Source organism: Brevundimonas nasdae, from assembly GCF_019395145.1.
Taxonomy (GTDB): domain Bacteria; phylum Pseudomonadota; class Alphaproteobacteria; order Caulobacterales; family Caulobacteraceae; genus Brevundimonas; species Brevundimonas nasdae.
This window is the reverse complement of record NZ_CP080034.1, coordinates 1,453,820-1,475,397: the sequence shown is the minus strand read 5'-3', so window position 1 is coordinate 1,475,397 and position 21,578 is coordinate 1,453,820. Positions and strand designations below refer to the sequence as shown.

General features: G+C 65.5%; 20 protein-coding genes and 4 tRNA genes. 11 read left to right on the top strand and 13 right to left on the bottom strand.

The annotated features are described in order from the left end of the window. Nucleotides 1–105 precede the first annotated feature (105 nt). The 6 genes from KWG56_RS07235 to KWG56_RS07210 all read right to left on the bottom strand — a co-directional run bounded on the left by KWG56_RS07235 (nt 106) and on the right by KWG56_RS07210 (nt 4,589). Entirely contained in the window at nt 106–1,134 is a 1,029-nt protein-coding gene (locus tag KWG56_RS07235) for a sulfate/molybdate ABC transporter ATP-binding protein (protein WP_219354267.1), read from the bottom strand. Next, a complete protein-coding gene (gene cysW / locus KWG56_RS07230; protein WP_219354266.1) occupies nt 1,135–1,977 on the bottom strand; it encodes a sulfate ABC transporter permease subunit CysW in 843 nt (280 codons plus the stop codon). Further along, complete coding sequence (gene cysT / locus KWG56_RS07225; protein WP_219354265.1) at nt 1,974–2,828, bottom strand: sulfate ABC transporter permease subunit CysT; 855 nt, start codon at nt 2,826–2,828, stop codon at nt 1,974–1,976. The genes cysW and cysT overlap by 4 nt, the downstream gene beginning before the upstream one ends. Then, complete coding sequence (locus tag KWG56_RS07220; RefSeq protein WP_219354264.1) at nt 2,825–3,847, bottom strand: sulfate ABC transporter substrate-binding protein; 1,023 nt, start codon at nt 3,845–3,847, stop codon at nt 2,825–2,827. The genes cysT and KWG56_RS07220 overlap by 4 nt, the downstream gene beginning before the upstream one ends. Before the next feature lie 172 nt (nt 3,848–4,019). Beyond that, a tRNA-Thr gene (locus tag KWG56_RS07215) sits at nt 4,020–4,095 on the bottom strand. A 56-nt stretch (nt 4,096–4,151) separates the two neighbouring features. Then, nucleotides 4,152–4,589: an HIT family protein gene (locus KWG56_RS07210; protein ID WP_201100361.1), complete on the bottom strand. Its 438-nt coding sequence runs from the start codon at nt 4,587–4,589 to the stop codon at nt 4,152–4,154. 117 nt (nt 4,590–4,706) lie between these two features. On the opposite strand from KWG56_RS07210, the gene KWG56_RS07205 reads away from it, so the two are divergent. Further along, nucleotides 4,707–5,069 (top strand): phage holin family protein, encoded by a 363-nt coding sequence (locus KWG56_RS07205; protein WP_219354263.1) that lies wholly within the window; start codon nt 4,707–4,709, stop codon nt 5,067–5,069. A 66-nt stretch (nt 5,070–5,135) separates the two neighbouring features. On the opposite strand, the gene topA is transcribed toward KWG56_RS07205, so the two are convergent. Next, a complete protein-coding gene (topA, locus tag KWG56_RS07200; protein WP_219354262.1) occupies nt 5,136–7,772 on the bottom strand; it encodes a type I DNA topoisomerase in 2,637 nt (878 codons plus the stop codon). Between the two features lie 144 nt (nt 7,773–7,916). Between topA and KWG56_RS07195 the strand changes: the two genes are divergently transcribed. Continuing rightward, a complete protein-coding gene (locus tag KWG56_RS07195) occupies nt 7,917–8,111 on the top strand; it encodes a hypothetical protein (protein ID WP_219354261.1) in 195 nt (64 codons plus the stop codon). Here the strand turns inward: KWG56_RS07195 and KWG56_RS07190 are convergent. The 3 genes from KWG56_RS07190 to KWG56_RS07180 form a co-directional block, all read right to left on the bottom strand. Then, on the bottom strand, nt 8,108–8,509 hold the full coding sequence (locus tag KWG56_RS07190) for an OsmC family protein (protein WP_219354260.1): 402 nt from the start codon (nt 8,507–8,509) through the stop codon (nt 8,108–8,110). The genes KWG56_RS07195 and KWG56_RS07190 overlap by 4 nt on opposite strands. Nucleotides 8,510–8,615: 106 nt before the next feature. Further along, nucleotides 8,616–8,690 (bottom strand) — tRNA-Asn (locus tag KWG56_RS07185). Between the two features lie 58 nt (nt 8,691–8,748). Next, a tRNA-Asn gene (locus KWG56_RS07180) sits at nt 8,749–8,823 on the bottom strand. A 61-nt stretch (nt 8,824–8,884) separates the two neighbouring features. On the opposite strand from KWG56_RS07180, the gene KWG56_RS07175 reads away from it, so the two are divergent. Continuing rightward, nucleotides 8,885–9,691, top strand: a complete 807-nt coding sequence (locus KWG56_RS07175; protein WP_219354259.1) for a TrmH family RNA methyltransferase — start codon at nt 8,885–8,887, stop codon at nt 9,689–9,691. A 50-nt stretch (nt 9,692–9,741) separates the two neighbouring features. Further along, nucleotides 9,742–10,083, top strand: coding sequence for a hypothetical protein (locus KWG56_RS07170; protein WP_219354258.1), 342 nt, complete (start codon nt 9,742–9,744; stop codon nt 10,081–10,083). A gap of 60 nt (nt 10,084–10,143) precedes the next feature. On the opposite strand, the gene KWG56_RS07165 is transcribed toward KWG56_RS07170, so the two are convergent. Further along, nucleotides 10,144–10,217: transfer RNA gene (locus KWG56_RS07165), tRNA-Cys, on the bottom strand. A 135-nt stretch (nt 10,218–10,352) separates the two neighbouring features. Between KWG56_RS07165 and KWG56_RS07160 the strand changes: the two genes are divergently transcribed. From KWG56_RS07160 to KWG56_RS07140, 5 genes are all read left to right on the top strand, one after another. After that, complete coding sequence (locus KWG56_RS07160) at nt 10,353–10,982, top strand: protein-L-isoaspartate O-methyltransferase family protein (protein WP_219354257.1); 630 nt, start codon at nt 10,353–10,355, stop codon at nt 10,980–10,982. A 134-nt stretch (nt 10,983–11,116) separates the two neighbouring features. Beyond that, on the top strand, nt 11,117–12,622 hold the full coding sequence (locus KWG56_RS07155; RefSeq protein ID WP_219354256.1) for a TolC family outer membrane protein: 1,506 nt from the start codon (nt 11,117–11,119) through the stop codon (nt 12,620–12,622). A gap of 126 nt (nt 12,623–12,748) precedes the next feature. Continuing rightward, nucleotides 12,749–13,363, top strand: a complete 615-nt coding sequence (locus KWG56_RS07150) for a DUF2497 domain-containing protein (RefSeq protein ID WP_219354255.1) — start codon at nt 12,749–12,751, stop codon at nt 13,361–13,363. Between the two features lie 73 nt (nt 13,364–13,436). Continuing rightward, nucleotides 13,437–16,181, top strand: coding sequence for a valine--tRNA ligase (locus KWG56_RS07145; protein WP_219354254.1), 2,745 nt, complete (start codon nt 13,437–13,439; stop codon nt 16,179–16,181). Next, nucleotides 16,178–16,915 carry a TlyA family RNA methyltransferase gene (locus KWG56_RS07140; protein ID WP_219354253.1) on the top strand — a complete coding sequence of 246 codons (738 nt, stop codon included), beginning with the start codon at nt 16,178–16,180 and terminating at the stop codon, nt 16,913–16,915. The genes KWG56_RS07145 and KWG56_RS07140 overlap by 4 nt, the downstream gene beginning before the upstream one ends. A gap of 141 nt (nt 16,916–17,056) precedes the next feature. On the opposite strand, the gene KWG56_RS07135 is transcribed toward KWG56_RS07140, so the two are convergent. Continuing rightward, nucleotides 17,057–17,752 (bottom strand): glycine zipper 2TM domain-containing protein, encoded by a 696-nt coding sequence (locus KWG56_RS07135; RefSeq protein ID WP_219354252.1) that lies wholly within the window; start codon nt 17,750–17,752, stop codon nt 17,057–17,059. Between the two features lie 188 nt (nt 17,753–17,940). Between KWG56_RS07135 and KWG56_RS07130 the strand changes: the two genes are divergently transcribed. Together KWG56_RS07130 and KWG56_RS07125 are read left to right on the top strand one after the other, a co-directional pair. Beyond that, nucleotides 17,941–19,182, top strand: a complete 1,242-nt coding sequence (locus KWG56_RS07130) for a class I SAM-dependent RNA methyltransferase (RefSeq protein WP_219354251.1) — start codon at nt 17,941–17,943, stop codon at nt 19,180–19,182. Between the two features lie 10 nt (nt 19,183–19,192). Further along, the gene (locus KWG56_RS07125; protein WP_219354250.1) at nt 19,193–19,594 is read left to right on the top strand and encodes a hypothetical protein; all 402 of its coding nucleotides are present in this window, start codon (nt 19,193–19,195) and stop codon (nt 19,592–19,594) included. Here the strand turns inward: KWG56_RS07125 and KWG56_RS07120 are convergent. Further along, nucleotides 19,591–20,655 (bottom strand): PA0069 family radical SAM protein, encoded by a 1,065-nt coding sequence (locus KWG56_RS07120; protein WP_219354249.1) that lies wholly within the window; start codon nt 20,653–20,655, stop codon nt 19,591–19,593. The genes KWG56_RS07125 and KWG56_RS07120 overlap by 4 nt on opposite strands. Nucleotides 20,656–21,578: the final 923 nt, after the last annotated feature.

The window sequence follows — 21,578 nt, the reverse complement described above, 5'->3', positions numbered from 1 at the left end:
ACGCGAACGCTGGCTTAGCGAGTTTCCGAAAAAACGGATGCGTCTAAGTGTTTGCTTTCATCCAATCAGCCGGAACCGTCAATCCCTGCAAATGTCGATCAGGTTTCAGCTTTTGAACAGATGGATCAGATCGGGGCGAACCCGCACTGTTTGGCCAACGCTAAGTTTCGACAGCGGATCATGCGCCGGGCGCTCCAGATCCAGCGCCTGTCCCTCGATCTCGATGCCGATCCGGGTGCGCGGACCGCGCGGGCTGAGGGTGACGATGCTGGCGGCGATACCCTTGTCGCTCAGGATCAGGTCTTCGCCGCGAACGGCCAGAATGACCTCCCCCGCGGGGGCGTCCTTGGGTGCATCTGTCGTCCAGCCATCGACGGTCAGAACGCCATCCTGAACCTTTGCAGGCAGATGGACGGCGCCGCCCAGGAAGTCGTGGACGAAGGCGGAGGACGGGTGCTGGTACAGGTCCAGCGGCGTGTCGACCTGTTCAATATGGCCGTCTTTCAGGATGGCGACACGGTCCGCCAGGTCCAGCGCTTCTTCCTGATCGTGGGTGACGAAGACGGTGGTGACGCCGGTCTCATCGTGGATGTGACGCAGCCAGCGCCGCAGTTCACGCCGCACCTTGGCGTCAAGCGCGCCGAACGGTTCGTCCAGCAGCAGCAGGCGGGGCTGGATGGCCAGGGCGCGGGCCAGGGCGACGCGCTGACGCTGACCGCCCGAAAGCTGGGCGGGATAACGTTTGCCCAGGTCTTCCAGCTGAACCAGCCGCAGCAGTTCAGCGACCCGTTCCCTGATGGCGGATTTCGAAGGGCGGTCTTTGCCCGGACGCACATTCAGGCCGAAGGCGATATTGTCGGCCACCGTCATGTGCCGGAACAGGGCGTAGTGCTGGAACACCAGACCGACCCGGCGCTCGCGCGGGCTTTGGGCCAGAAAGTCCTCGCCATCGAAGATGACGGACCCCGCCTCCGGCTGCTCCAGCCCGGCCATGATGCGCAACAGGGTGGTCTTGCCCGAGCCGGACGGGCCGAGCAGGGCTAGGAACTCGCCGTCGCCGACCTCCAGGTCGACGTTGCGCAGGGCGGTGAAACCCCGAAAACTCTTGCTCAGGTTCTTGATCGTCAGCGGCATTCAGTGGCGCCTCGTGGCGGCGAGTTCGTCGGCGAAACGCCATTCCAGCAGGCTCTTGATCAGCAGGGTGATCAGGGCCAATCCCGCCAGCACCGTGGCGGTCGCAAAGGCGCCGACGAAGTCATATTCGTTGTAAAGAATCTCGACGTGCAGGGGCAGGGTGTTCGTCAGACCCCGGATGTGGCCCGAGACGACCGACACGGCCCCGAACTCGCCCATCGCCCGGGCGTTGCACAACAGCACCCCGTACAGCAGCGCCCAGCGCACGTTCGGCAGGGTTATCTTGGAGAAGATGGCCCACGGCCCGGCGCCCAGTGTCACCGCCGCCAGTTCCTCATCCGCACCCTGCTGCTGCATCAGAGGGATCAGCTCGCGCGCCACGAAGGGCAGGGTGACCAGAATGGTGGCCAGCACCAGCCCCGTCACGGTGAAGATGATCCGTATGCCCAAGGCATCCAGCAGGGGCGCAAACCAGCCTGCCGAGCCGAACAACAGCACCCAGACCAGGCCGGAGATGACGGGCGAGATCGAGAAGGGCAGGTCGATCAGGGTGGTCAACAGGGCCTTGCCGCGAAACTCATAGCGGGTGACGCACCAGGCGGCGGCCAGGCCGAACAGGGCGTTCAGCGGCACGGATATGGCCGCGACCAACAGGGTCAGACGCACAGCGGCCCAGGCGTCCGGTTCGTCGAACGCCTTCAGAAAACCCTCGACACCTTTGCGGAAGGCTTCGGCGAAGACCATGCCCAGCGGCAACAACACGATCACCGCCAGCCACAGCAGGCCGATGCCGATGATGAAGGGCGCGGCGCCCCGCACCGGTGATCTGCGCACGGAGCTCATTTGCGGCCTCGACGCAGCAACAGGGTCTGCAACCCGTTCATGACCAGCAGGATCAGGAAGGACAGACCCAGCATGGCCAGACCGATGGCCGCCGCGCCTGCATAGTTGAACTGCTCCAACTGGATCACGATCAGCAGGGGCGCGATCTCGGACTTCAGCGGCATATTGCCGGCAATGAAAATGACCGAACCATATTCCCCGACCGCCCGCGCGAAGGCCAGGCCTGCGCCAGAGATCAGAGCGGGCAGGACAGCGGGCAGGATGACCAGACGCGCCCGCTGGAATGGCGTGGCGCCGAGTGTCTCGGCGGCCTCCTCGACCTCATGATCCACATCCTCCAGCACCGGCTGGACAGAACGGACGACGAACGGCAGGCCGACGAACACCAGGGCCAGCAGAATGCCGATCGGAGTGTAGGCGATGCGGATGCCCACATCATTGAACCACGATCCGATCGGCCCGTTCGGCGCATAGATGGCGGTCAGGGCGATGCCCGCGACGGCGGTCGGCAGGGCGAAGGGCAGATCGACCAGGGCGTCGATGATCCGCTTGCCCGGAAAATCATAGCGCACCAGCGCCCAGGCAAGCAGCAGGCCCATGACGCTGTTGATCAGGGCGGCGACGCCCGCCGTGTAGAAACTGAGCTGCAGGGCGGATAGAGCGCGCGGCGTGGTGATCTGTCTCCAGAACCCGTCAAGGCCCAACTCCCACGGACGCACGATCAGGGCCGCCAGCGGGATCAGCAGAAACAGCGACAGATACAGGACGACGAACCCGAAGGTCAGGCCGAAGCCGGGCAGGACGTTCGGCTCCTTCCAGCGCCATCGTCGGGGCAGCGGAATGGACGTCACGCGCCGCCGCTCGGCTGGTAGATGCTGTCGAACACGCCGCCGTCGGCGAAGTGCTTCTTCTGGGTTTCGGTCCAGCCGCCGAAGTCGGCGATGGTGGCCAGCTCAAGCTGCGGGAAGCTGGCGGCGAACCGTTGGGCCACGGCCTGATTGCGCGGCCGGTAATAGTTCTGGGCGATCAAAACCTGCGACGGCTCTTCGTAGAGGTATTTCAGATAGGCCTCGGCGACGGCGCGCGTGCCCTTGCGGTCCACCACCTTGTCGACGACGGCGACAGGCGGCTCGGCCAGGATGGAGAAGGGCGGCACGACGATATCCACCTTGTCCGCGCCCAGTTCCGCGACCGCCAGATGGGCTTCGTTCTCCCACGCCAGCAGCACATCGCCGATGCCGCGCTGGACGAAGGTGGTGGTCGAGCCGCGCGCGCCCGTGTCCAGCACCGGCACGTGGCGGAACAGTTCGCGCAGATAGGCGGTGGCGGTCGCCTCGGTCGCGCCGGGGCGACGAATGGCGTCGGCCCAGGCCGCCAGATAGTTCCAGCGCGCGCCGCCGGAGGTCTTGGGGTTCGGGGTGATGACCTGAACGCCCGGACGAACCAGATCGGGCCAATCCTTGATAGCCTTCGGATTGCCCTTCCTGACCAGGAAGACGATGGTCGATGTGTAGGGGCAGGCGTTGTCCGGCAGACTGGTCTCCCAGTCCTTGTGCGTCAGGCCGCGCTCGGCGATGGCGTCGATGTCGGCGGCCAGGGCCAGGGTGACGACGTCGGCCTGCAGTCCGTCGATGACCGCGCGGGCCTGTTTGCCGGACCCGCCGTGCGATTGTTCGACATTGACGCCAGGCTGGCCGATCTCGCGCCAATGCGCATCAAACAACTGATTATAGGCGCGGTACAGCTCTCGCGTCGGATCATAGGAGACGTTCAACAGAGACACGCCGCCCGAGCCTCCGCCCGAACGGGGCGAGCAGGCGGCCAGCGTCAGCGCACCTGCGCCCAGCAGCAATCCGCGGCGATGAAACATCAATGTCCTCCCTGCCCAAGGCCGTGAAGTGACCGGATAAATCCCCATCTGCCAAGTGGGAGATGAGACACGATTTCTGAAACGTGGTCCCAGCTTAACTCATGACATCGCACGCCGTTGCGAAGCGCAAGGACGGCGTGACGTGTGGAATTGACGCGGAAGGGCGGGGAAGTGGTGCCGGCTGCAGGAATCGAACCCGCGACATCCAGTTTACAAAACTGGCGCTCTACCAACTGAGCTAAGCCGGCGTCCCTGACGGACAGGCGCGCCTTATGCGGACGGATTGCATAAGACGCAAGATGGGTCAGTCCAGTTTCTCAGCGATGCGGGCCGCCAGAGCTTTCAGCGTGTCGGCATCCGCCATCGGCGCATGGCCGTGGCCCTTCAGTTCGCGGCTGCTCCAGCGCGGGATGATGTGGAAATGCAGGTGGAAGACCGTCTGGCCGCCTGCGTCGCCGTTGAACTGCATGATGGCCAGGCCCTCGGGTTGAAGGGCCTGCTCGACGGCCTTTGCGGTGCGTTGCAGGGCGGCGGTCAGGCGGGCCAGAACCTCCGGCTCGACCTCCAGCAGATTGCGCGCCTGCGACTGCTTGGCGATGATCAGAACATGGCCTTCCGACTGAGGAAAAACGTCCATGAAGGCCAGGACGTGTTCATCCTCCCACACCTTCACCGAGGGGATTTCGCCGCGCAGGATCTTGGCGAATATATTGTCGGGGTCATAGTCGCCGTGCAGGCTCATGGGGGGGGCTCCGAAGCGCGTTGTCGATGCTGGATAGCAGCCGATGCCGAGGAACGGGAGCCTTCGTCCGCATCGCGCGTTATGGTCAAGCTTCAAAACATTTTCATCGAGGACGACATGATCCGCTTCATCACCCAGGCCCTGGTCACAATGGCGGGCCTCTGGCTCTCGGCCAAGGTGGTGCCGGGCGTGGACTTCACCAACAACGGGTCATTGATCGCTGCGGCGATCATTCTGGGTGTCGTCAATGCAGTGGTGCGCCCGATCATGGTGGTGCTGACCCTGCCGTTCACGGTGCTGACCTTCGGTCTGTTCCTGCTGGTCGTGAATGCGGCGATGATCGGTCTGACGTCGCTGTTCCTCGATGGGTTCGCCGTCCATGGCCTTTGGGCGGGAATCGGCGCGGCGATCGTGACAGGCGTGGTCAGCTGGATCGCCGGAGCCTTCATCGGCGGCGGGGAAGAGCCGCGTCGGGACTGAAATTGAAAGAGGGAGCGGTCATGCACTGACCGCTCCCCCCCCCATCCGTCTTACTGGGCGAGACGTCTATTCCTCGACCTTGGCCTTTTTAGCGGGCGCCTTCTTGGCGGCTGGTTTCTGGGCCGCAGCCTTTTTAGGCGCTGCCGCCTTCTTGGGGGAGGCGGCTTTCTTGGCGGCGGGCGCCTTCTTCTTGGGCGCGGCGCCCGCCTTGGCGGCCAGCAGGGGCAGGGCGTCTTCCAGCGTCAGGTCTTCCGGTGCGGCGCCCTTGGGCAGGGTCGCGTTGATCTTGCCCGACTTGACGTAGGGGCCGAAACGACCGGCCATGACGTGGATCGGCTCGCCCGTCTCCGGGTGGGCGCCGAGGTCCTTCAGCGGCGCGGCGGCGGCGCCACGACCGGGGCGACCGGCGCGCTTTTCAGCCAGCAGAGCGACGGCGCGGTTCAGGCCGACCTCGAACACTTCATCGATGTCCGAGACGTTGGCGTAGGTGCCCGCGTGCAGCACGAAGGGACCGTAGCGGCCAAGGCCTGCCGTGATCATCTTGCCGTCTTCCGGGTGAACCCCGACCTCGCGCGGCAGGGCCAGAAGGCGCAGCGCCCGGTCCAGATCCAGCGACGCAGGCGACCATCCCTTGGGCAGGGACGACCGCTTGGGCTTCTCTCCATCCGGCGGCGTGATTTCGACATAGGGGCCGAAACGGCCGATCTTCAGCTGCACGGGCTGGCCGGTCGCCGGGTCGATGCCCAGTTCGCGGTCGCCGCTTTCCGCCGATCCGTCCTCGGCCGAGGGCGAGGCGACGGGGCGTGTGTATTTGCATTCTGGATAGCGCGAACAGCCGATGAAGGCGCCGAAACGGCTGGTCTTCAGGCTGAGCTGGCCCTCATGACACAGCGGGCATTCGCGCGGATCAGAGCCGTCGCCCTTGTCCGGGAAGATGTGGGCGCCCAGGCTTTCGTTCAGGGCGTCCAGAATGGCCGTGGTGCGCAGTTCGCCAGCCGCTTGAGTGGCGGCGTGGAAGTCCTGCCAGAACTCGCGCAGCAGCACCTTCCAGTTCAGGTCGCCTGCCGACACCTCGTCGAGGCGCGTCTCAAGCGCGGCGGTGAAGTCGTATTCGACCCATTTGCTGAAGAACTGCTCCAGGAAGGCCGTGACCAGCCGTCCCTTGTCCTCGGGATAGAAGCGGTTCTTGTCGACGCGGACATATTCGCGATCGCGCAGGGTCGACAGGGTCGAGGCGTAGGTCGACGGGCGGCCGATGCCCAGTTCTTCCAGCTTCTTGACCAGGGTCGCTTCCGAATAGCGCGGGGGCGGTTCGGTGAAATGCTGGTCGGTGCGGATGGCGTCGACCTTGGCTTTCGCGCCTTCCTTCAGGGCGGGCAGGCGGCTGGTGTCGTCGCCTTCGTCCTCTTCCGAACCCTTCTGCTTTTCGTCGCGCCCTTCTTCATAGACGGCCAGGAAACCGTCGAAGGTGACCACCTGGCCGGTGGCGCGCAGGCCGGTCTGGCCGTCGGGCGTCTCGATCTCGACCGTGGTGCGGTCCAGACGCGCGGCCTCCATCTGCGAGGCGACCATCCGCTTCCAGATCAGTTCGTAAAGGCGCTGCAGATCGGAATCGAGACGCACGGAATCGGGATGGCGCGCGATGTTGGTGGGCCGGATCGCCTCGTGCGCCTCCTGGGCGTTCTTGGCCTTGACCTTGTAGAAGCGCGGTTCGGATGGGACGTAGGCGGGGCCGTATTCCTTGCCGATCACTTCGCGGGCCTGGGCCAGACCTTCCGGGCTGACCGAGACGCCGTCGGTCCGCATATAGGTGATCAGACCGCCGGTCTCATCGACGCCTTCATACAGTTTCTGCGCCGCCTGCATGGTGCGTTGGGCGGTGAAGCCCAGCTTGCGCGAGGCTTCCTGTTGCAGGGTCGAGGTGGTGAAGGGCGGCGAGGGATTGCGGCGGACCGGCTTCTTCTCGACCGAGTTGATGGTGAAGTCGCCAGCGTTGATCGCGGCGCGCGCGGCGCTGGCCGTGGCTTCGTCCTTGATGTCCAGACGCTGCACGCGCTTTCCGGCGTGCTTGACCAGACGGGCGGTGAACGGCGGGCTGTCGGCGTTCAGGTCGGCCTCGATGGACCAGTATTCCTGAGGCTTGAACTTCTCGATCTCCATTTCGCGATCGACGACGATGCGAAGGGCGACCGATTGCACGCGTCCGGCCGAACGCGCGCCCGGCAGCTTGCGCCACAGGACCGGCGACAGGGTGAAACCGACCAGATAGTCCAGCGCGCGGCGGGCCAGATAGGCCTCGACCAGCTCCATATCCAGCTGGCGCGGATTGGCCATGGCCTCCAGCACGGCGGACTTGGTGATGGCGTTGAAAGTGACGCGTTCGACGTGAGTGTCCTTCAGCGCCTTCTTCTTGTTCAGGACTTCCAGAACGTGCCAGCTGATCGCTTCCCCTTCGCGGTCGGGGTCGGTCGCCAGGATGACGCGGTCGGCGCGCTTGGCGGCCTCGGCGATCTCCGACAGGCGCTTGGCGCCCTTGGCGTCCGCCTCCCAATGCATTGAAAAGTCGTCGTCGGGCAGGACCGAGCCATCCTTGGACGGCAGGTCGCGGACGTGACCATATGAAGCCAGGACCTCGTAGTCCGAGCCCAGGTATTTATTGATGGTCTTGGCCTTTGCGGGGCTCTCGACGATGACGAGGTTCATGATTGGTTCGGTCTCGGGAAGGGGCGCGAACGTGGTTGGAGCGGAGCCGCGTGTCAATCGTCGGCTGCATCACGCACGTATAGGTAGTTTTAATCTGAATATGTGCTTGTATAGGTTGTCGGACTGATTCCAAGAGTTATAGCCATGGCGACCGCTCATCCCGGACCCCGCTCAAAGCCGCCTGCACCTCTGTCGCCGGGTTCGCCCCAATTCCCCACGCGCCATTATATAGGGGCCATGTGCCTGGAGATGGCGCGCATGGCCAAGGAGGATGGCGACGAGGTGTTGGCTGACGTCTTGCGCAAGGCGGCGCAGGAAGCGGGCGCGCCTAGAGCCTAGGACGCGCTGAGCGTCGTCTGAATCGAGACGCCGTTCTTGATCGCCAGGGTGACCGGCGTGCGTTCCGCCACGTCGGCCAGGCGCGCCTTCTGTTCATCGGACAGCGGGCCTGACGGAACCAATACCCGGTCGATTCGCGGCGGCTGCTCTCCACCTCGGTATTCCAGGCGGACTTCCAGCGCTTCCAGCGGCCATTCCTTCTTGTCGGCATACATCTTCAACGTGATGGCCGTACAGGCGCCAAGCGCCGACACCAGCAGGTCGAACGGAGCCGGACCGGCGTCCTGACCGCCCAGCCGCTCCGGCTCGTCCGCTGTGAAGCTGTGCTGCAGATCGCCGCCCGTGGCGATGCGGGTGACGTAGCGGGTCGCGCCGATGTGTGCTGTCGCTAGAGCCATATTGTCCTTCCCGAGCCTGTTCGACCCAAGATGGCGCCGTTCAGGCGCATCGCCAACAGACGCTCCGTGGGCAGGGAGGATTTCTCAATCCGATCAAATACCTGAGTGGCTCCGCGGGTAGGATTCGAACCTACGACCAGCCGATTAACAGTCGGCTGCTCTACCACTGAGCTACCGCGGAACTGCTCTGGACTTATCTAAGTTGGGAGCTGGAAGCTCAACCATATCAAACACCCGAGTGGCTCCGCGGGTAGGATTCGAACCTACGACCAGCCGATTAACAGTCGGCTGCTCTACCACTGAGCTACCGCGGAACTGCTCGGGAGCGGCGCTATAGCAGTGCCCGTTCGATTCGTGCAACGGGAAAAGTGCGCCATGAATCAGTTCGTCGTCTCCGATCCTCAGGATCCCCGCATCGCCGCCTTCCGCGATATCCGTGAACGTGACCTGACGGGCCGCGAAGGCCTGTTCATTGCTGAGGGCGAGGTGGTTGTGCGCGTGCTGGCGTCCGACGCCTCGCAATGCAGACCGCGTGCCCTGCTGCTGGCCGAGAAGCGGGTGGCGGCGCTGGCGGACGTTATCGCCGCCCTGCCGGACGACGCGCCAGTCTATGTTGCGGCTCAGGACGTGCTGGATCAGATCGCAGGATTTCACCTGCATCGGGGCATACTGGCCCTGGGCGAAAAGCCGCCGGTGCTGTCGCTGGACGCCATGCTGGGCGAGGTGAGGGCGCAGGATGTGTTCGTCGTCGCCAGCGGCATCGGCAATCATGACAATATGGGCGGGCTGTTCCGCAATGCGGCGGCGTTCGGGGCGCGGGCGGTGCTGCTGGACGGCGGCTGCTGCGATCCCTTTTATCGCAAGTCCATCCGCGTCTCGGTCGGCGCGGTGCTTAGGACGCCGTTCGTGGTGATGGACCGGGCGCAGACCATCACCGAAGCCCTGCAGGCGGCGGGCGTCGATGTTCTGGCCCTGACGCCTTCCGCGACCCAGACGCTGGCGGACTATCGGCGCAAGGGCCCGGCGGCGGTGGTTTTAGGCTCTGAGGGCCCAGGCCTGCCCCGCAGCGTCATCGAAAGCTGCACGGCGGTGGGCATACCGATGGCGGGTGGATTCGATTCGCTGAATGTCGCCGCGACCAGCGCCGTAGCCCTGCATCACCTGCAATGGGCGCGGGGTTGATCCCGCTCGCGTGATTTGACGGCGGGGAAGGGGCGGCGTTTCGTCAGTCCATGATCGTGCTCGCTCTTTTGACCGCCTTGCAGATCGCGCCGGAGGCGGCGGACGAGGTTGCGCGGTGGCGCGAATGCGTCACCCGGCACGCTGCGCCCGGACAGCCGTTGCGGCGAATGCCCGCCGCGACGGTGGACGCGGCCTTGGAGCAATGCGCCCCTGAGCAGGAAGCAGCGAGGCGACGGATCGAATCGGAACTCAGACATGGAGAGAATCGCCGAGGGCGTCGTCAGGCCGCGCAGGAAGCGCTGCGGGTCACTCTGGAAATCCGCCAGGAGATTCGCCGCAGTCTGATCCGGCAGGTGCGCGCCAATGATCCGGGGCTGGGGCCGAACGGCTGATCGGGCGGCAGAAACGAAAAAGGCGCGGACCGTGGGGTCCGCGCCTTTTCTGTATCGCAATGGAGGCCTGACCGGGAATCGAACCCGGGTGCAAGGATTTGCAGTCCTCTGCGTCACCACTCCGCCATCAGGCCGCTTTTGATCCCCGTTTTTTGCGGGGGCGGTCATCGCGAGGGGCGTTCGCTATCAGATCGGATTGTCCGCTGCAACGCACGGACCTATAAGCGCGGCAGAATTCCTCCCGGATCATCGTCAAAGGCTGTTTACAGATGGATTTCACCGCAGAGCGCAAGGCTATGGTCGACTCGCAGGTGCGGGTGAACGACGTGACTGAGCGCGCGATTCACCTGGCCATGCTGGCCGTGCCGCGCGAATCATTCTGTGCGCCTGACCGCGCCTTCGCCGCCTATTCCGAAGAAGCCGTCGTCATCGCGGGCGAGCGTCGCCTGATGCCGGCGCGTGATGTGGCCAAGCTGTTGCAGGCCGCCGATGCGCGCGAAGGCGAGAAGGCGTTGGCCATCGCGGCCCCTTACGCCGCCGCCGTCCTGGCCCGCATGGGCCTGAGCGTCACTGCGCAGGAAGCCGATCAGGCCGTGTTCGATGTCGTGGGCGAGGCCCTGGCCGCCGAAGGCGTGGCCACGGTGGTTGCGCCGTTGGACCAGCCGACGGGCGAGGGCTGGGACGTGATCGTCTGCGAGGGCGGCGTCGCCGCCCTGCCGGAAAGCTGGGGCGCGGCGCTGCGTCCGGGCGGTCGCATCGTGGCGGTTGAGCGCCGCGGCGCCGTGGGCAAGGCCGCCCTGTATGTGAAGGGCCGTGAAGGCCTGTCACGACGTGAACTTTTCGATTCGTCGCCCGCGGTTCTTGCAGCCCTGACGCCTGCGCCTACCTTCGCGCTGTAATCGTTTTTGCGGCTGCGAAGGAAATCGCGGCCGCGAGCGTGAAAAAAACTTAACTGGCGTATGGTCGAGTGAGGCCGCAGTTACGCTGGCGTAACATCGGGCGCTCCTGGGGGAGCGTCAGGCAAGGACGGACAATGTTGAAACGCTCGCGTGTGCTGGCCTCGGCCGCTGTGGTGGCTCTTGTGAGCGGATTGGACGCGCCTGCGTGGGCCGAAACCCTGCAGGAAGCGATTGCTCTGGCCTATCGCACCAATCCCAATCTGTTGGCCCAGCGCGCCAACCAGCGCGCTCTGGACGAGACGGTGGTGCAGGCTCGTTCGGGCCTGCGCCCCACGCTCAGCGCTTCGGCCGGCGCCAACTACACCCGCACCTGGGCGCCGGACACGACCGTCAACGGCGTGACCATTGCGGGCGACACCGACACGAACGGCGGCAACGTCGGCGTCAGTGTCTCGCAGAACCTGTGGACCGCAGGCCGCACCACCCGCGCCATCGACCAGGCCCGCGCCAATGTGCTTGCTGGCCGCGAGAACCTGCGTGATATCGAACAGACGGTCCTGCTGTCGGTGATCCAGGCCTATGTGAACGTGTCGCGCGACATGGAGATCCTGCGCATCCGCCAGGAAAACCTGACCGTGCTGCAACGCCAGCTTCAGGAAACCAGCGCCCGTTTCGAAGTGGGTGAGATCACCCGCACCGACGTCGCCCAGGCCGAGGCCTCGCTGGCGCAGTCCGAGGCCGACCTGGCCAACGCCCAGGCGCAACTGTCGTCGTCGCGCGCGGCCTATGCCGCCGTGATCGGCCAGTCGCCGACTGATCTGGAAGCGGCTCCGGCCCTGCCTGCAGTGCCGACGGACTTCGACGCCGCGATGGAGACGGCGCTGGGCCGCAATCCGGGTGTTCTGGCCGCCATCTACAACCAGCAGGGCGCCGAGGCCGCTGTCGCCGCCGCCCGTTCCGAGTATCTGCCGTCGGTTCGCGCCACCGCCTCCTACGGCGGTTCGACCAATGATCTTGGCGATCTGGGCGAACTGACCGACCGTCGCAGCTTCCAGGCGGGGGCGACCCTGTCGGTGCCGCTGTTCACCGGCGGCCTGAACCAGTCGCGCGTCGCCCAGGCGCTGGAGCGCGCCAACGCGGCCCAGATCGGCGTTGAGGGTCAGCGTCGTGCGGTGTTGCAGGACGTCAGCACGGCCTATGCGCAGGTTCTGTCGACCCGCTCTGGCGTCGCGGCGGGCAACGAAGCGGTTCGCGCCGCATCGGTCGCCGCCGAAGGCGTGCGCCAGGAGGCCCAGGTCGGCCTGCGCACCACGCTGGACGTGCTGCAGCAGGAAGTGACCCTGCGTTCGGCCCAGACCGCTTTGGCCAACGCCAAGGCGGCCGAATATGTCGCACGCGCCTCGCTGTTGAAGGCCATGGGCCAGTTGGAAGGTCCGAACCTGAATGCGGATCTGGACGTCTATGACGCGAAGGCGAACTATGACCACGTCCGCAATCGCGGCGCCTTGCCTTGGGACGGCGTGATCGAGGCGCTGGATCGCGTGGCCTCGCCCCCGATCGTCGCCGCCAGCGACGCGCCGGACGCCCCGATCGACAGCCAACTGAAGGGTGAGGTTGTGCGGACCGCCCCGCGCAACTGAAGCTTTGGGGGCTGAAGTCCCCTAAAACGCCCGTTGATTCTGACGGGCGTTGATGCGACGACAACAGATCGGCGTCGGGTTTTCGCCCGGCGCCGTTTTTCTTCCGGCCTTCCACAAGGTTTAGACATGACCGATCAGTCCGCTCAGGAACCCACGATGGAAGAGATCCTGGCGTCGATCCGCCGGATCATTTCTGAAGATGAGGCCCCGGCTGAAACCCCGCCTGCAGCCGTGGCGCCGGAACCCGCGCCCGAGCCGGTTGCGCCTGCTGAACCCGTTCACGAGATCGCGGCCGAAGCCGTCGAGGACGATGTGCTGGAGCTGACGGACCGTTATGAGGCGCCCGCTGCGGAAAGCATCGGCGATCTGGACGTAGTCGACGTTACGCCTGAACCGGAGCCCGAACCTTACTACGCCGAGCCCGCGCCGGCGCCCGTCTATGCCCGCGAGCCTGAGCCTGCGCCCGCCCCGGAACCCGCGCCGACCTATGACGCCCTGGTCGGTGAAAGCGCCGCCGCCAGCGCCGCGTCGGCCTTCGCCGGCCTGGCCGCCAGCTTCAAGAAGCCGGAACCCGCGCCAGCCGCAACGAGCGATCTGCCGTTCGTCAGCGGCAACACGGTCGAGGCCATGGTCGGCGAAATGCTGCGCCCGCTGTTGAAACAGTGGTTGGACGCCAACCTGCCGGGGATCGTTCAAGACGCTGTGCAAAAGGAAGTCGAACGCATCGCGCGCAGCGCCTAGCCCTTCAGTTGACCGCAGACTATTTGAGGGGCGGCTCCCGCAGGAGCCGCCCTTTCTCATTCGAGACCAGATGATGCTTGAGAAGACCTTCGAACCCCAGGCCGCCGAGCCACGCCTTTACGCCCAATGGGAGGAAAGCGGCCTGTTCGCGCCCCGCGCCGCCGCCCAGACGGACGGAGCGGCCGACGCCTATTCGATCGTCATTCCGCCGCCGAACGTGACGGGCAGCCTGCATATCGGCCATGCGCTGAACAATACGCTGCAGGACATCCTGGCCCGTTATCACCGCATGAAGGGCAAGGCCGTGCTGTGGCTGCCCGGCACGGACCATGCAGGCATCGCGACCCAGATGGTGGTCGAGCGCCAACTGGCGGCGGGCGGCAATATCGGCCGTCGCGACATGGGCCGCGACGCCTTCATCGAGAAGGTGTGGGAGTGGAAGGCCGAATCGGGCGGCACGATCGTTCGCCAACTGCGCCGCCTGGGCGCGTCGTGCGACTGGTCGCGTGAACGGTTCACGCTGGACGAGGGGCTGAACGCCGCCGTCCGCAAGGTCTTCGTGCAGCTGCACAAGGATGGCCTGATCTATCGCGACAAGCGTCTGGTGAACTGGGACCCCCATTTCCAGACCGCCATCTCGGACCTGGAGGTCGAGCAGCGCGAGGTGGACGGCGCCTACTGGCACTTCGCCTATCCGTTGGCCGATGGCGTGACCTATGAACACCCCGTCGCCTTCGATGAGGACGGCAAGGCCACCGAGTTCGAAACCCGCGACTTCATCGTCGTGGCCACGACCCGGCCCGAGACCATGCTGGGCGACACCGGCGTTGCGGTTCACCCCGAGGACGAGCGTTACGCGGGTCTGGTGGGCAAGTTCGTGACCCTGCCGATCACCGGCCGCCGCATCCCCATCGTCGCTGACGACTATGCCGATCCGACCAAAGGTTCGGGCGCGGTGAAGATCACGCCTGCGCACGACTTCAACGACTTCGGCGTGGGCAAGCGGGCAGGGCTGGCGGCCTTGAATATTCTGGACGCCTTCGCCCGCATCGTCGCTGATGACGTGCCGGAAATCCCTGCCGAACTGGTCGGTCTGGACCGCTTCGCCGCGCGCAAGGCCATCGTCGCCCGCGCTGAAGAAGACGGCTGGCTGCGCGAGATCGAGAAGACCAAGCATGTCGTCCCGCACGGCGACCGCTCGGGCGTGGTCATCGAGCCGTGGCTGACGGACCAGTGGTACGTTGACGCCCACACACTGGCCCAGCCCGCGCTTGCCGCAGTCGAGGCCGGCGCGACGGTGTTTGAGCCGAAATCCTACGAGAAGATCTACTTCGAGTGGCTGCGCAACATCGAGCCGTGGTGCATTTCGCGCCAGCTGTGGTGGGGCCACCGCATCCCGGCCTGGTACGGTCCGAACGGCGAAATCTATGTCGCCGAGACGGAAGCCGACGCCCGCGAACAGGCGATGGCCGACTATGACTCCGAAGTCGTCCTGACCCAGGACGAGGACGTTCTGGACACCTGGTTCAGCTCGGCCCTGTGGCCGTTCTCGACCATGGGCTGGCCCGAGAAGACCGAGGATCTGGAGCGGTTCTATCCGACCAGCGACCTGGTCACGGCGGCGGACATCATCTTCTTCTGGGTCGCCCGGATGATGATGATGGGCCTTCATTTCATGGACGGCGAAGTTCCCTTCAAGCGCGTGATCATCAATGGTCTGGTCCGCGACGAGAAGGGTCAGAAGATGTCGAAGTCCAAGGGCAACGTCATCGACCCCCTGGGCATCATCGACGAACTGGGCGCCGACCCCTTGCGGTTCACCATGGCCATCCTGTCGGGCACGCGCGACATCAAGTTGTCGAAACAGCGGATCGAGGGATACCGCAACTTCGGCACCAAGCTGTGGAACGCCGCCCGCTTCAGCCAGATGAACGAGGCGCGCCGCGTCGAGGGCTTTGATCCCGCCGCTGTGGAACAGACGATCAACCGCTGGATCCGTGGCGAACTGACCAAGGCCGAACGCGCCGTGTCAGAGGCCATCGAGGGCGGCCGGTTCGATGACGCAGCGGGCGTGCTTTACCGCTTCGTCTGGAACGTCTTCTGCGACTGGTATCTGGAACTGGCCAAGCCGGTCTTCAACGGCGCCGATGAAGCCGCCAAGGCCGAGACGCGGGCCATGACCGCCTGGACGCTGGACCAGACGCTGAAGCTGCTGCACCCGGTCATGCCCTTCATCACTGAAGAGCTGTGGGCGGAACTCGGCAAGGAAGGCCCGGCGCGCGACGGTCTGCTGATCGGCGCCGAATGGCCGGCCCTGCCGGACGCCTTCGTCGACGCCTCGGCCGAGGCCGAGATTGGCTGGCTGGTCGATCTGGTCGGTGAAATCCGCGGCCTGCGGGCGGAGATGAACGTGCCGCCGTCGGCCAAGCCGCCGCTGGCCTTCGTCGCACCCGACGCCGCGACCGCCGAGCGGATCACCCGTCACCGAGACCTGATCCTGACTCTGGGCCGTGTGTCCGAGGTCGGTTCGGCGGATGCTGCGCCGACGGGCGCTGTGACCTTCGTGTCCGGCGGTTCGACCATCGCCCTGTCCCTGGCGGGCATCATCGACCTGACCGCCGAACGGGCGCGTCTGGAGAAGGAAATCGCCGCCTTCGACAGCGACATCGGCCACGTGAACAAGAAGCTGGGCAACCCCAACTTCGTCTCGCGCGCCGCGCCGGAAGTAGTGGACGAGCAGCGCGCCAAGCTGGCCGAGGCAGAGGCCGGCAAGGTCAAGCTGCAGGCCGCGCTGGCGCGCCTCAGCGAGATCGGGTGAAGGCCCGCATCGACCAGCTTCTGGTCACGCGCGGTCTGTTCGACAGCCGTGCGCGGGCCAGGGCGGCGATCGAGGCCGGTCTGGTCGTCGCCGATGGCGTGACGGTGCAGAAGCCGTCCGAGCAGATCGCCGAGGACGCGGTGCTGGAGGCCCAGCCTGCGCACCGCTGGGTCGGGCGCGGCGCCTTGAAGCTGGATCACGCCCTGGGTCTGTGGCCTGTCGCGGTTGAGGGTCGAGTGGCGCTGGACGTCGGGGCCTCGACCGGCGGCTTCACCGAGGTCTGTCTGGATCGTGGCGCGGCCAAGGTTTTCGCCGTCGATGTGGGCTATGGCCAGATGCATGATCGGGTCGTCAGCGATCCGCGCGTCGTCAATCTGGAGCGTACCGATGCGCGGGACCTGACGAATGAGGTGATCCCGCAGTCGCCGTCCCTGATCGTATGCGACGCCAGCTTCATCAGCCTGTCGAAAGTGCTGCCTGCGGCCTTGGCTCTGGCGGCGGACGACGCCGATCTGGTGACGCTGGTCAAACCTCAGTTCGAGGCGGATGGCCCAGGCGGCGTCGGCAAGAAGGGCGTGGTCAAGGATCGTGAGGCCCAGACGGCGGCGGTGCAGCGCGTCGCGGACTGGCTGGAAGGCGTCGGCTGGGCCGTGCAGGCCACGACCGAAAGCCCGATCACCGGAGGCGACGGCAATGTCGAGTTCCTGCTATGGGCCAAACACGGCCTCAAGTAGCGCGACCGCGCGGTAGGCCCAGCAACATGCGCCTCAAGCAGCGCGACCGCGCGGTAGGCGCCCCAAAAAATGGAGAAACCGCCGAAGGATTGATCCTCCGGCGGCTCCCGTCACGTCGTCGATCGACAGGGGGGCTGATTATTAATCGACGACGCGATAGCGGCCGTACTGGTCGGGGCAGGTCCGCACATAGCGGGTGTCGCGACGACCATCCGGCAGACGGATTTCGCTCTCGGCGAGACGGCATCCATCTGAATTCTGGTAGGACTGAACCGGCTGCGACCGGTCGTTGTAATAGCCGCGGTCATCGCGGGCGTAGTCGTTACGGTCGTACTGGTCGTAGCCGTAGCTGTAGCCCTGATCGCCCGCGTAACGGTTGTCGTAATAGCCGTAGGTCTGCTGGCTGTAGCCATACTGGGGCTGGGTGTAGACCGGCTGGCGGTTGTAATAGCCGCCGCCCTGATAGCCCTGGTTATAGTAGCCGTCCTGACGATAGTCGCAGTTGTCCGAGCTGCTGCGGCCTACTTGAGAGCCGATCAGGGCGCCGACGACGCCGCCCAGGACGCTGCCCTCGGTGCGGCGGCCTCGTGCAGCCAGTTGTGAGCCGATCACGGCGCCCGCGCCGCCGCCGATGACGGCGCCCGCGCCGGTGCGGCCCTGACGTTGGGTCTGGCACGGATCATACTGATAGCCGCGGTTGTCATAGTTGTACGGGCGGCCATAGGCGCCGGTGCCGTAGTTCTGGGTGTAGCCGTAGCTCTGGGCTTCGGCGGCCATCGGCGCGGCCAGGCCTGCGAAGGCGAGGGCGGCGGCCAGTGAGACAATCTTCGTGCGCATTTGGTTTGAACCCCTTCGAGGATCGGACGCGTTCCGTAACCGGAGAACGGCTGAACCCCGTGTCTGTTGCAGTGAGATGTAGATGACCGAAGCTGAACGCTATTTGAGCGGATTGTTCATCTTCGTTCATCTTGCGGGTGAAATTGGCTGGGTTGGCGTGATGGGGCGGGACGGCTAGAAGCCCGCCGATGGAAATCTTGAGCATCGACCGCGTCGGCGGGCAGGGCGATGGCGTCGCCAATACGCCGAACGGGCCGGTCTTCGTGCCCCTGACATTGCCGGGCGAGACTGTCCGGGCGGTGGTGACAGACGGCCGCGCCGAACAGATCGAGATCGTGACCGTCAGCGCGGACCGGATTGCGCCGGTGTCGCCCCAGTATGGCGATTGCGGCGGGTGTTCGCTGCAGCACTGGGCGGCTGAGCCGTATCTGGGCTGGAAGCGCGAGCAGGTGCGGCTGGCCCTGGCGCGTGAAGCGATCGAGACCGAGATCGAGGCGACCGTGGCGACGCCAGCGGGTACGCGTCGCCGGGTGGCGCTGCATGCGCGGCGGATGCCGGACGGGCGGGTGGCGTTGGGCTTCAAGGCGCGTCGGTCGTGGCGTCTGGTCGAGGTGACGGCCTGTCCCATCGCCGATCCGCGTATCGTGGCGGCCATCCCGATGCTGGCCGAGGTGGCGGCGCCCCTGCTGGAGCATCCGAAATCCGCGCCGAGCCTGCATGTGACCTGGACCCTGTCGGGGCTGGATGTTGACGTGACGGGGGTGGAGCGTCGCACGGGCGGCCTGTCCGGCGACGCCCAGATGCGGGCGATTGCGGCGGCGCAGCGGGCCGATCTGGCGCGGCTGAGTCTGGCGGGCGACGTCATGATGATGGCGCGCCAGCCCAAGGTGGCGTTCGGTCCGGCGACCGTGCCCCTGCCTGCGGGCGGCTTCCTGCAGGCGGTGCCGGAGGCCGAGGCGGCGATGGTGTCGCGCGCCCTGGCGGCGGTTAAGGGGGCCAAAAAGATCGCGGACCTGTTCTGCGGCGCGGGGACATTCACTTTCCCGTTGGCGACCGTGGCGCCGGTGATCGCGGCGGATGCGTCCAAGCCGGGCATCGACGCGCTGAAGATCGGCGTCGGTTCGGCCAAGGGGATGAAGGCGATCACGGCGGAGGCACGCGACCTGTTCCGTCGTCCGCTGACACCGTTTGACCTGAAGGGCTGCGACGCCATTGTGTTCGACCCGCCGCGCGCCGGGGCGATTGAGCAGACGGCCCAGATCGCCGACACCAAGGCCAGCGTGGTCGTGGGCGTGTCGTGCAATCCGCAGACGTTTGCGCGGGATGCGCGGGTGCTGCTCGACAAGGGCTTCCGTCTGGAGACGGTGACGCCGGTGGACCAGTTCCTGTGGTCGGCGCACGTCGAACTGGTCGGTATTTTCAGACGATAGGCGTGAGCACATGAGCGATCAGGATTTCGATGAGGACGGCGGCGGGTTCGACGCCGACGACTGGAGCCGGCTGAAGCCGTTCACCGGCGCGGTGGCGACGCTGGACGACGTGCAGGCGCGCCGGGCGGTGTTCGCCCTGGGCGAGACGGACGATCCGCGCGTAATCGACATGGACCTGCCCCAGCCGGTTATCTGGTGGGAGGAAGACGGCGAACAGGCGGCGGTCATCGTCCAGGCCGAGACCCATCTGGGTAAGGACGGCGAAGAGATGCAGGTGCTGGGCCTGATCCTGCCGGACGGGGAGGGGGCCGTAGCCCTGATGGAGGACGTCGATCTGGTCGACGACACTGATCCGACCTGGCGCGATCTGGTGACCCGGGCCATCGATCCGTCGGCAGCGGACGAGGACTAGCCGAAAAGTTCAAGCTGAGGCCGGGCCTCGGGCGGGACGCGGAACTGGGTTTCGTCCAGCAGGGCGCGGGGCGTGTCCAGACCATAGCGTTTGATCGCAGCCTTGAAGCGGGCGGCGATCAGGTCGGCGACGGGGCCTGAGCCCTTCATCCGCTGCGAGAAGTCGGGGTCATAGTCGCGGCCCCCGCGCGTCTGGCGGACCAGTGACATGACGCGGGCGGCGCGGTCGGGCCGGGCGTCGGCCAGCCATTCGCGGAACAGATCCTTGATCTCCAGCGGCAGGCGCAATGTGACATACATGGCCGAGGTCGCCCCGGCCTTGGCGGCGGCCTCAAGCACCGATTCCAGCTCATGATCGTTGAGGCCAGGAATGACGGGGGCGAAGCCGACCCCGACCGGACAGCCTGCGTCGGCCAGTTTGCGGATCGCCTCCAGCCGTTTGGCGGGGGTTGAGGCGCGCGGCTCCATCGTTCGGGCCAGACTGCGGTCCAGGGTGGTGATGGAGACCATGGCGGAGGCCAGTCCCTGTTTGCCCATCGGTCCCAGAATGTCGGCGTCGCGCCCGATCAGCACCGACTTGGTGATGATGGTGAAGGGATGGTTGTAGCGCCGCATGACCTCAAGGATCGAGCGGGTGGATTTCAGTGTCCGCTCAACCGGCTGATAGGGGTCCGTGTTGCCGCCTATGTGGATTCGCTTGCATCGATATTTGGGTGCGAGGAACGCCTGTTCCAGCAGACCTGCGGCCTCGGGCTTGAAGAAGATCCGGCTCTCGAAATCCAGGCCCGGGGATAGGCCCATCCAGGCATGGGACGGACGGGCGTAACAGTAGATGCAGCCATGTTCGCAACCTTTGTACGGGTTGATGGAGCGGTCGAAGCCAATGTCCGGACTGTCGTTCCGGGCAATGATGGTGCGCGCGTGTTCGGGGGTGAGGATGGTGCGCAACGGCGCGGGCGCGGCGTCATCGCCGGTCCAGCCGTCGTCAAAGGCCTCGGACTGATTTGTCTCGTAGCGGCCGGTCGCATTCGAACGCGCGCCTCTTCCCTTTGCGGCTTCCATGTCCTGACGATGGAACGAGTTTCAGAACAAAGCAAGAACATTTTGGACGTGCAGAGGCGCCCGCCGCCGCGGGGCGTGGGTTGGGGCAGGCGGAAAGCCCAAATGGAGGGCTGGGCGGGGCACCGGGCCTTCGCCCGGAGTGTGATTTTAGAATTACCGTTTCGACGAAGGTTTGACGCCCCGCGCGAATGGTTGGCCTGCAAGCTCGGGGCGCTGAATGGTGGCGGTCTTATCGCCTAACCCCATAAGCCTGCGACGGGCTGGCGGCTCCTGCGAGAACCGTCCAGGTGCAGCCGAGTATCCCCCTCGACCCTCCGACGACGCTTCAGACGCTGAACCGTGTCCAGCCGATAAGTCGCCCTCGACGCGGGTTGTCGCAAACCCGCCCCCGCTCCATCCGCTCCCGCCGCCGCAAGGTCGCAGGCCTTACGAGCCCTCCGGGCGACGGGACGTTGTCAGCATAAGGGATGCGGAAGGTCAGGCGCGTAGATTGGATTGGGATTGAGATAGGCGTTGGAAACGCTGGGATCGAGCAGCGTCATTGTGTGAGTTGGAGCGAAATACCCAGCACTGCACCCACTTTCGTCATTCCGGCGTAGGGCCGCTTGGCCCGAAGACCCGGAACCCAGCGGCGCGCGGGAGCGCGAACCTGTCGATGGTTCGATCTTTGAACAGGTTGCGGCGGATGGATTTCGCCTTCGGCGCCGCTAGGTTCCGGGTCTCCGCTACGCTGCGCCCGGAATGACGAAAGAAGCGATGAGGCACCACCGCTCCACCACAGCACCCGATTCGACGGTACGCCGTCAGCGCAAAACCCGCCCAGTTTTTGCCGCGCTGCACACAGGATTTTCCGCAGCTTCCGACCGTCGAATGGGGTGGTTTCGGAATAAAATATCGTTTCAAGTCAAAAAAAGACGCGAAGT

Excerpts from the sequence above, each read along its gene's own strand:
- KWG56_RS07155 (WP_219354256.1), top strand. The coding sequence starts at position 11,117 with ATGTTGAAACGCTCGCGTGTGCTGGCCTCGGCCGCTGTGGTGGCTCTT.
- KWG56_RS07190 (WP_219354260.1), bottom strand. The coding sequence starts at position 8,509 with ATGGCTCTAGCGACAGCACACATCGGCGCGACCCGCTACGTCACCCGC.
- topA (WP_219354262.1), bottom strand. The coding sequence starts at position 7,772 with ATGAACCTCGTCATCGTCGAGAGCCCCGCAAAGGCCAAGACCATCAAT.
- KWG56_RS07170 (WP_219354258.1), top strand. The coding sequence starts at position 9,742 with ATGATCGTGCTCGCTCTTTTGACCGCCTTGCAGATCGCGCCGGAGGCG.
- KWG56_RS07120 (WP_219354249.1), bottom strand. The coding sequence starts at position 20,655 with ATGGAAGCCGCAAAGGGAAGAGGCGCGCGTTCGAATGCGACCGGCCGC.
- KWG56_RS07160 (WP_219354257.1), top strand. The coding sequence starts at position 10,353 with ATGGATTTCACCGCAGAGCGCAAGGCTATGGTCGACTCGCAGGTGCGG.
- KWG56_RS07235 (WP_219354267.1), bottom strand. The coding sequence starts at position 1,134 with ATGCCGCTGACGATCAAGAACCTGAGCAAGAGTTTTCGGGGTTTCACC.
- KWG56_RS07195 (WP_219354261.1), top strand. The coding sequence starts at position 7,917 with ATGGCGACCGCTCATCCCGGACCCCGCTCAAAGCCGCCTGCACCTCTG.
- KWG56_RS07175 (WP_219354259.1), top strand. The coding sequence starts at position 8,885 with ATGAATCAGTTCGTCGTCTCCGATCCTCAGGATCCCCGCATCGCCGCC.
- KWG56_RS07125 (WP_219354250.1), top strand. The coding sequence starts at position 19,193 with ATGAGCGATCAGGATTTCGATGAGGACGGCGGCGGGTTCGACGCCGAC.
- KWG56_RS07210 (WP_201100361.1), bottom strand. The coding sequence starts at position 4,589 with ATGAGCCTGCACGGCGACTATGACCCCGACAATATATTCGCCAAGATC.
- KWG56_RS07220 (WP_219354264.1), bottom strand. The coding sequence starts at position 3,847 with ATGTTTCATCGCCGCGGATTGCTGCTGGGCGCAGGTGCGCTGACGCTG.
- KWG56_RS07130 (WP_219354251.1), top strand. The coding sequence starts at position 17,941 with ATGGAAATCTTGAGCATCGACCGCGTCGGCGGGCAGGGCGATGGCGTC.
- KWG56_RS07135 (WP_219354252.1), bottom strand. The coding sequence starts at position 17,752 with ATGCGCACGAAGATTGTCTCACTGGCCGCCGCCCTCGCCTTCGCAGGC.
- KWG56_RS07205 (WP_219354263.1), top strand. The coding sequence starts at position 4,707 with ATGATCCGCTTCATCACCCAGGCCCTGGTCACAATGGCGGGCCTCTGG.
- KWG56_RS07145 (WP_219354254.1), top strand. The coding sequence starts at position 13,437 with ATGCTTGAGAAGACCTTCGAACCCCAGGCCGCCGAGCCACGCCTTTAC.
- KWG56_RS07150 (WP_219354255.1), top strand. The coding sequence starts at position 12,749 with ATGACCGATCAGTCCGCTCAGGAACCCACGATGGAAGAGATCCTGGCG.
- cysW (WP_219354266.1), bottom strand. The coding sequence starts at position 1,977 with ATGAGCTCCGTGCGCAGATCACCGGTGCGGGGCGCCGCGCCCTTCATC.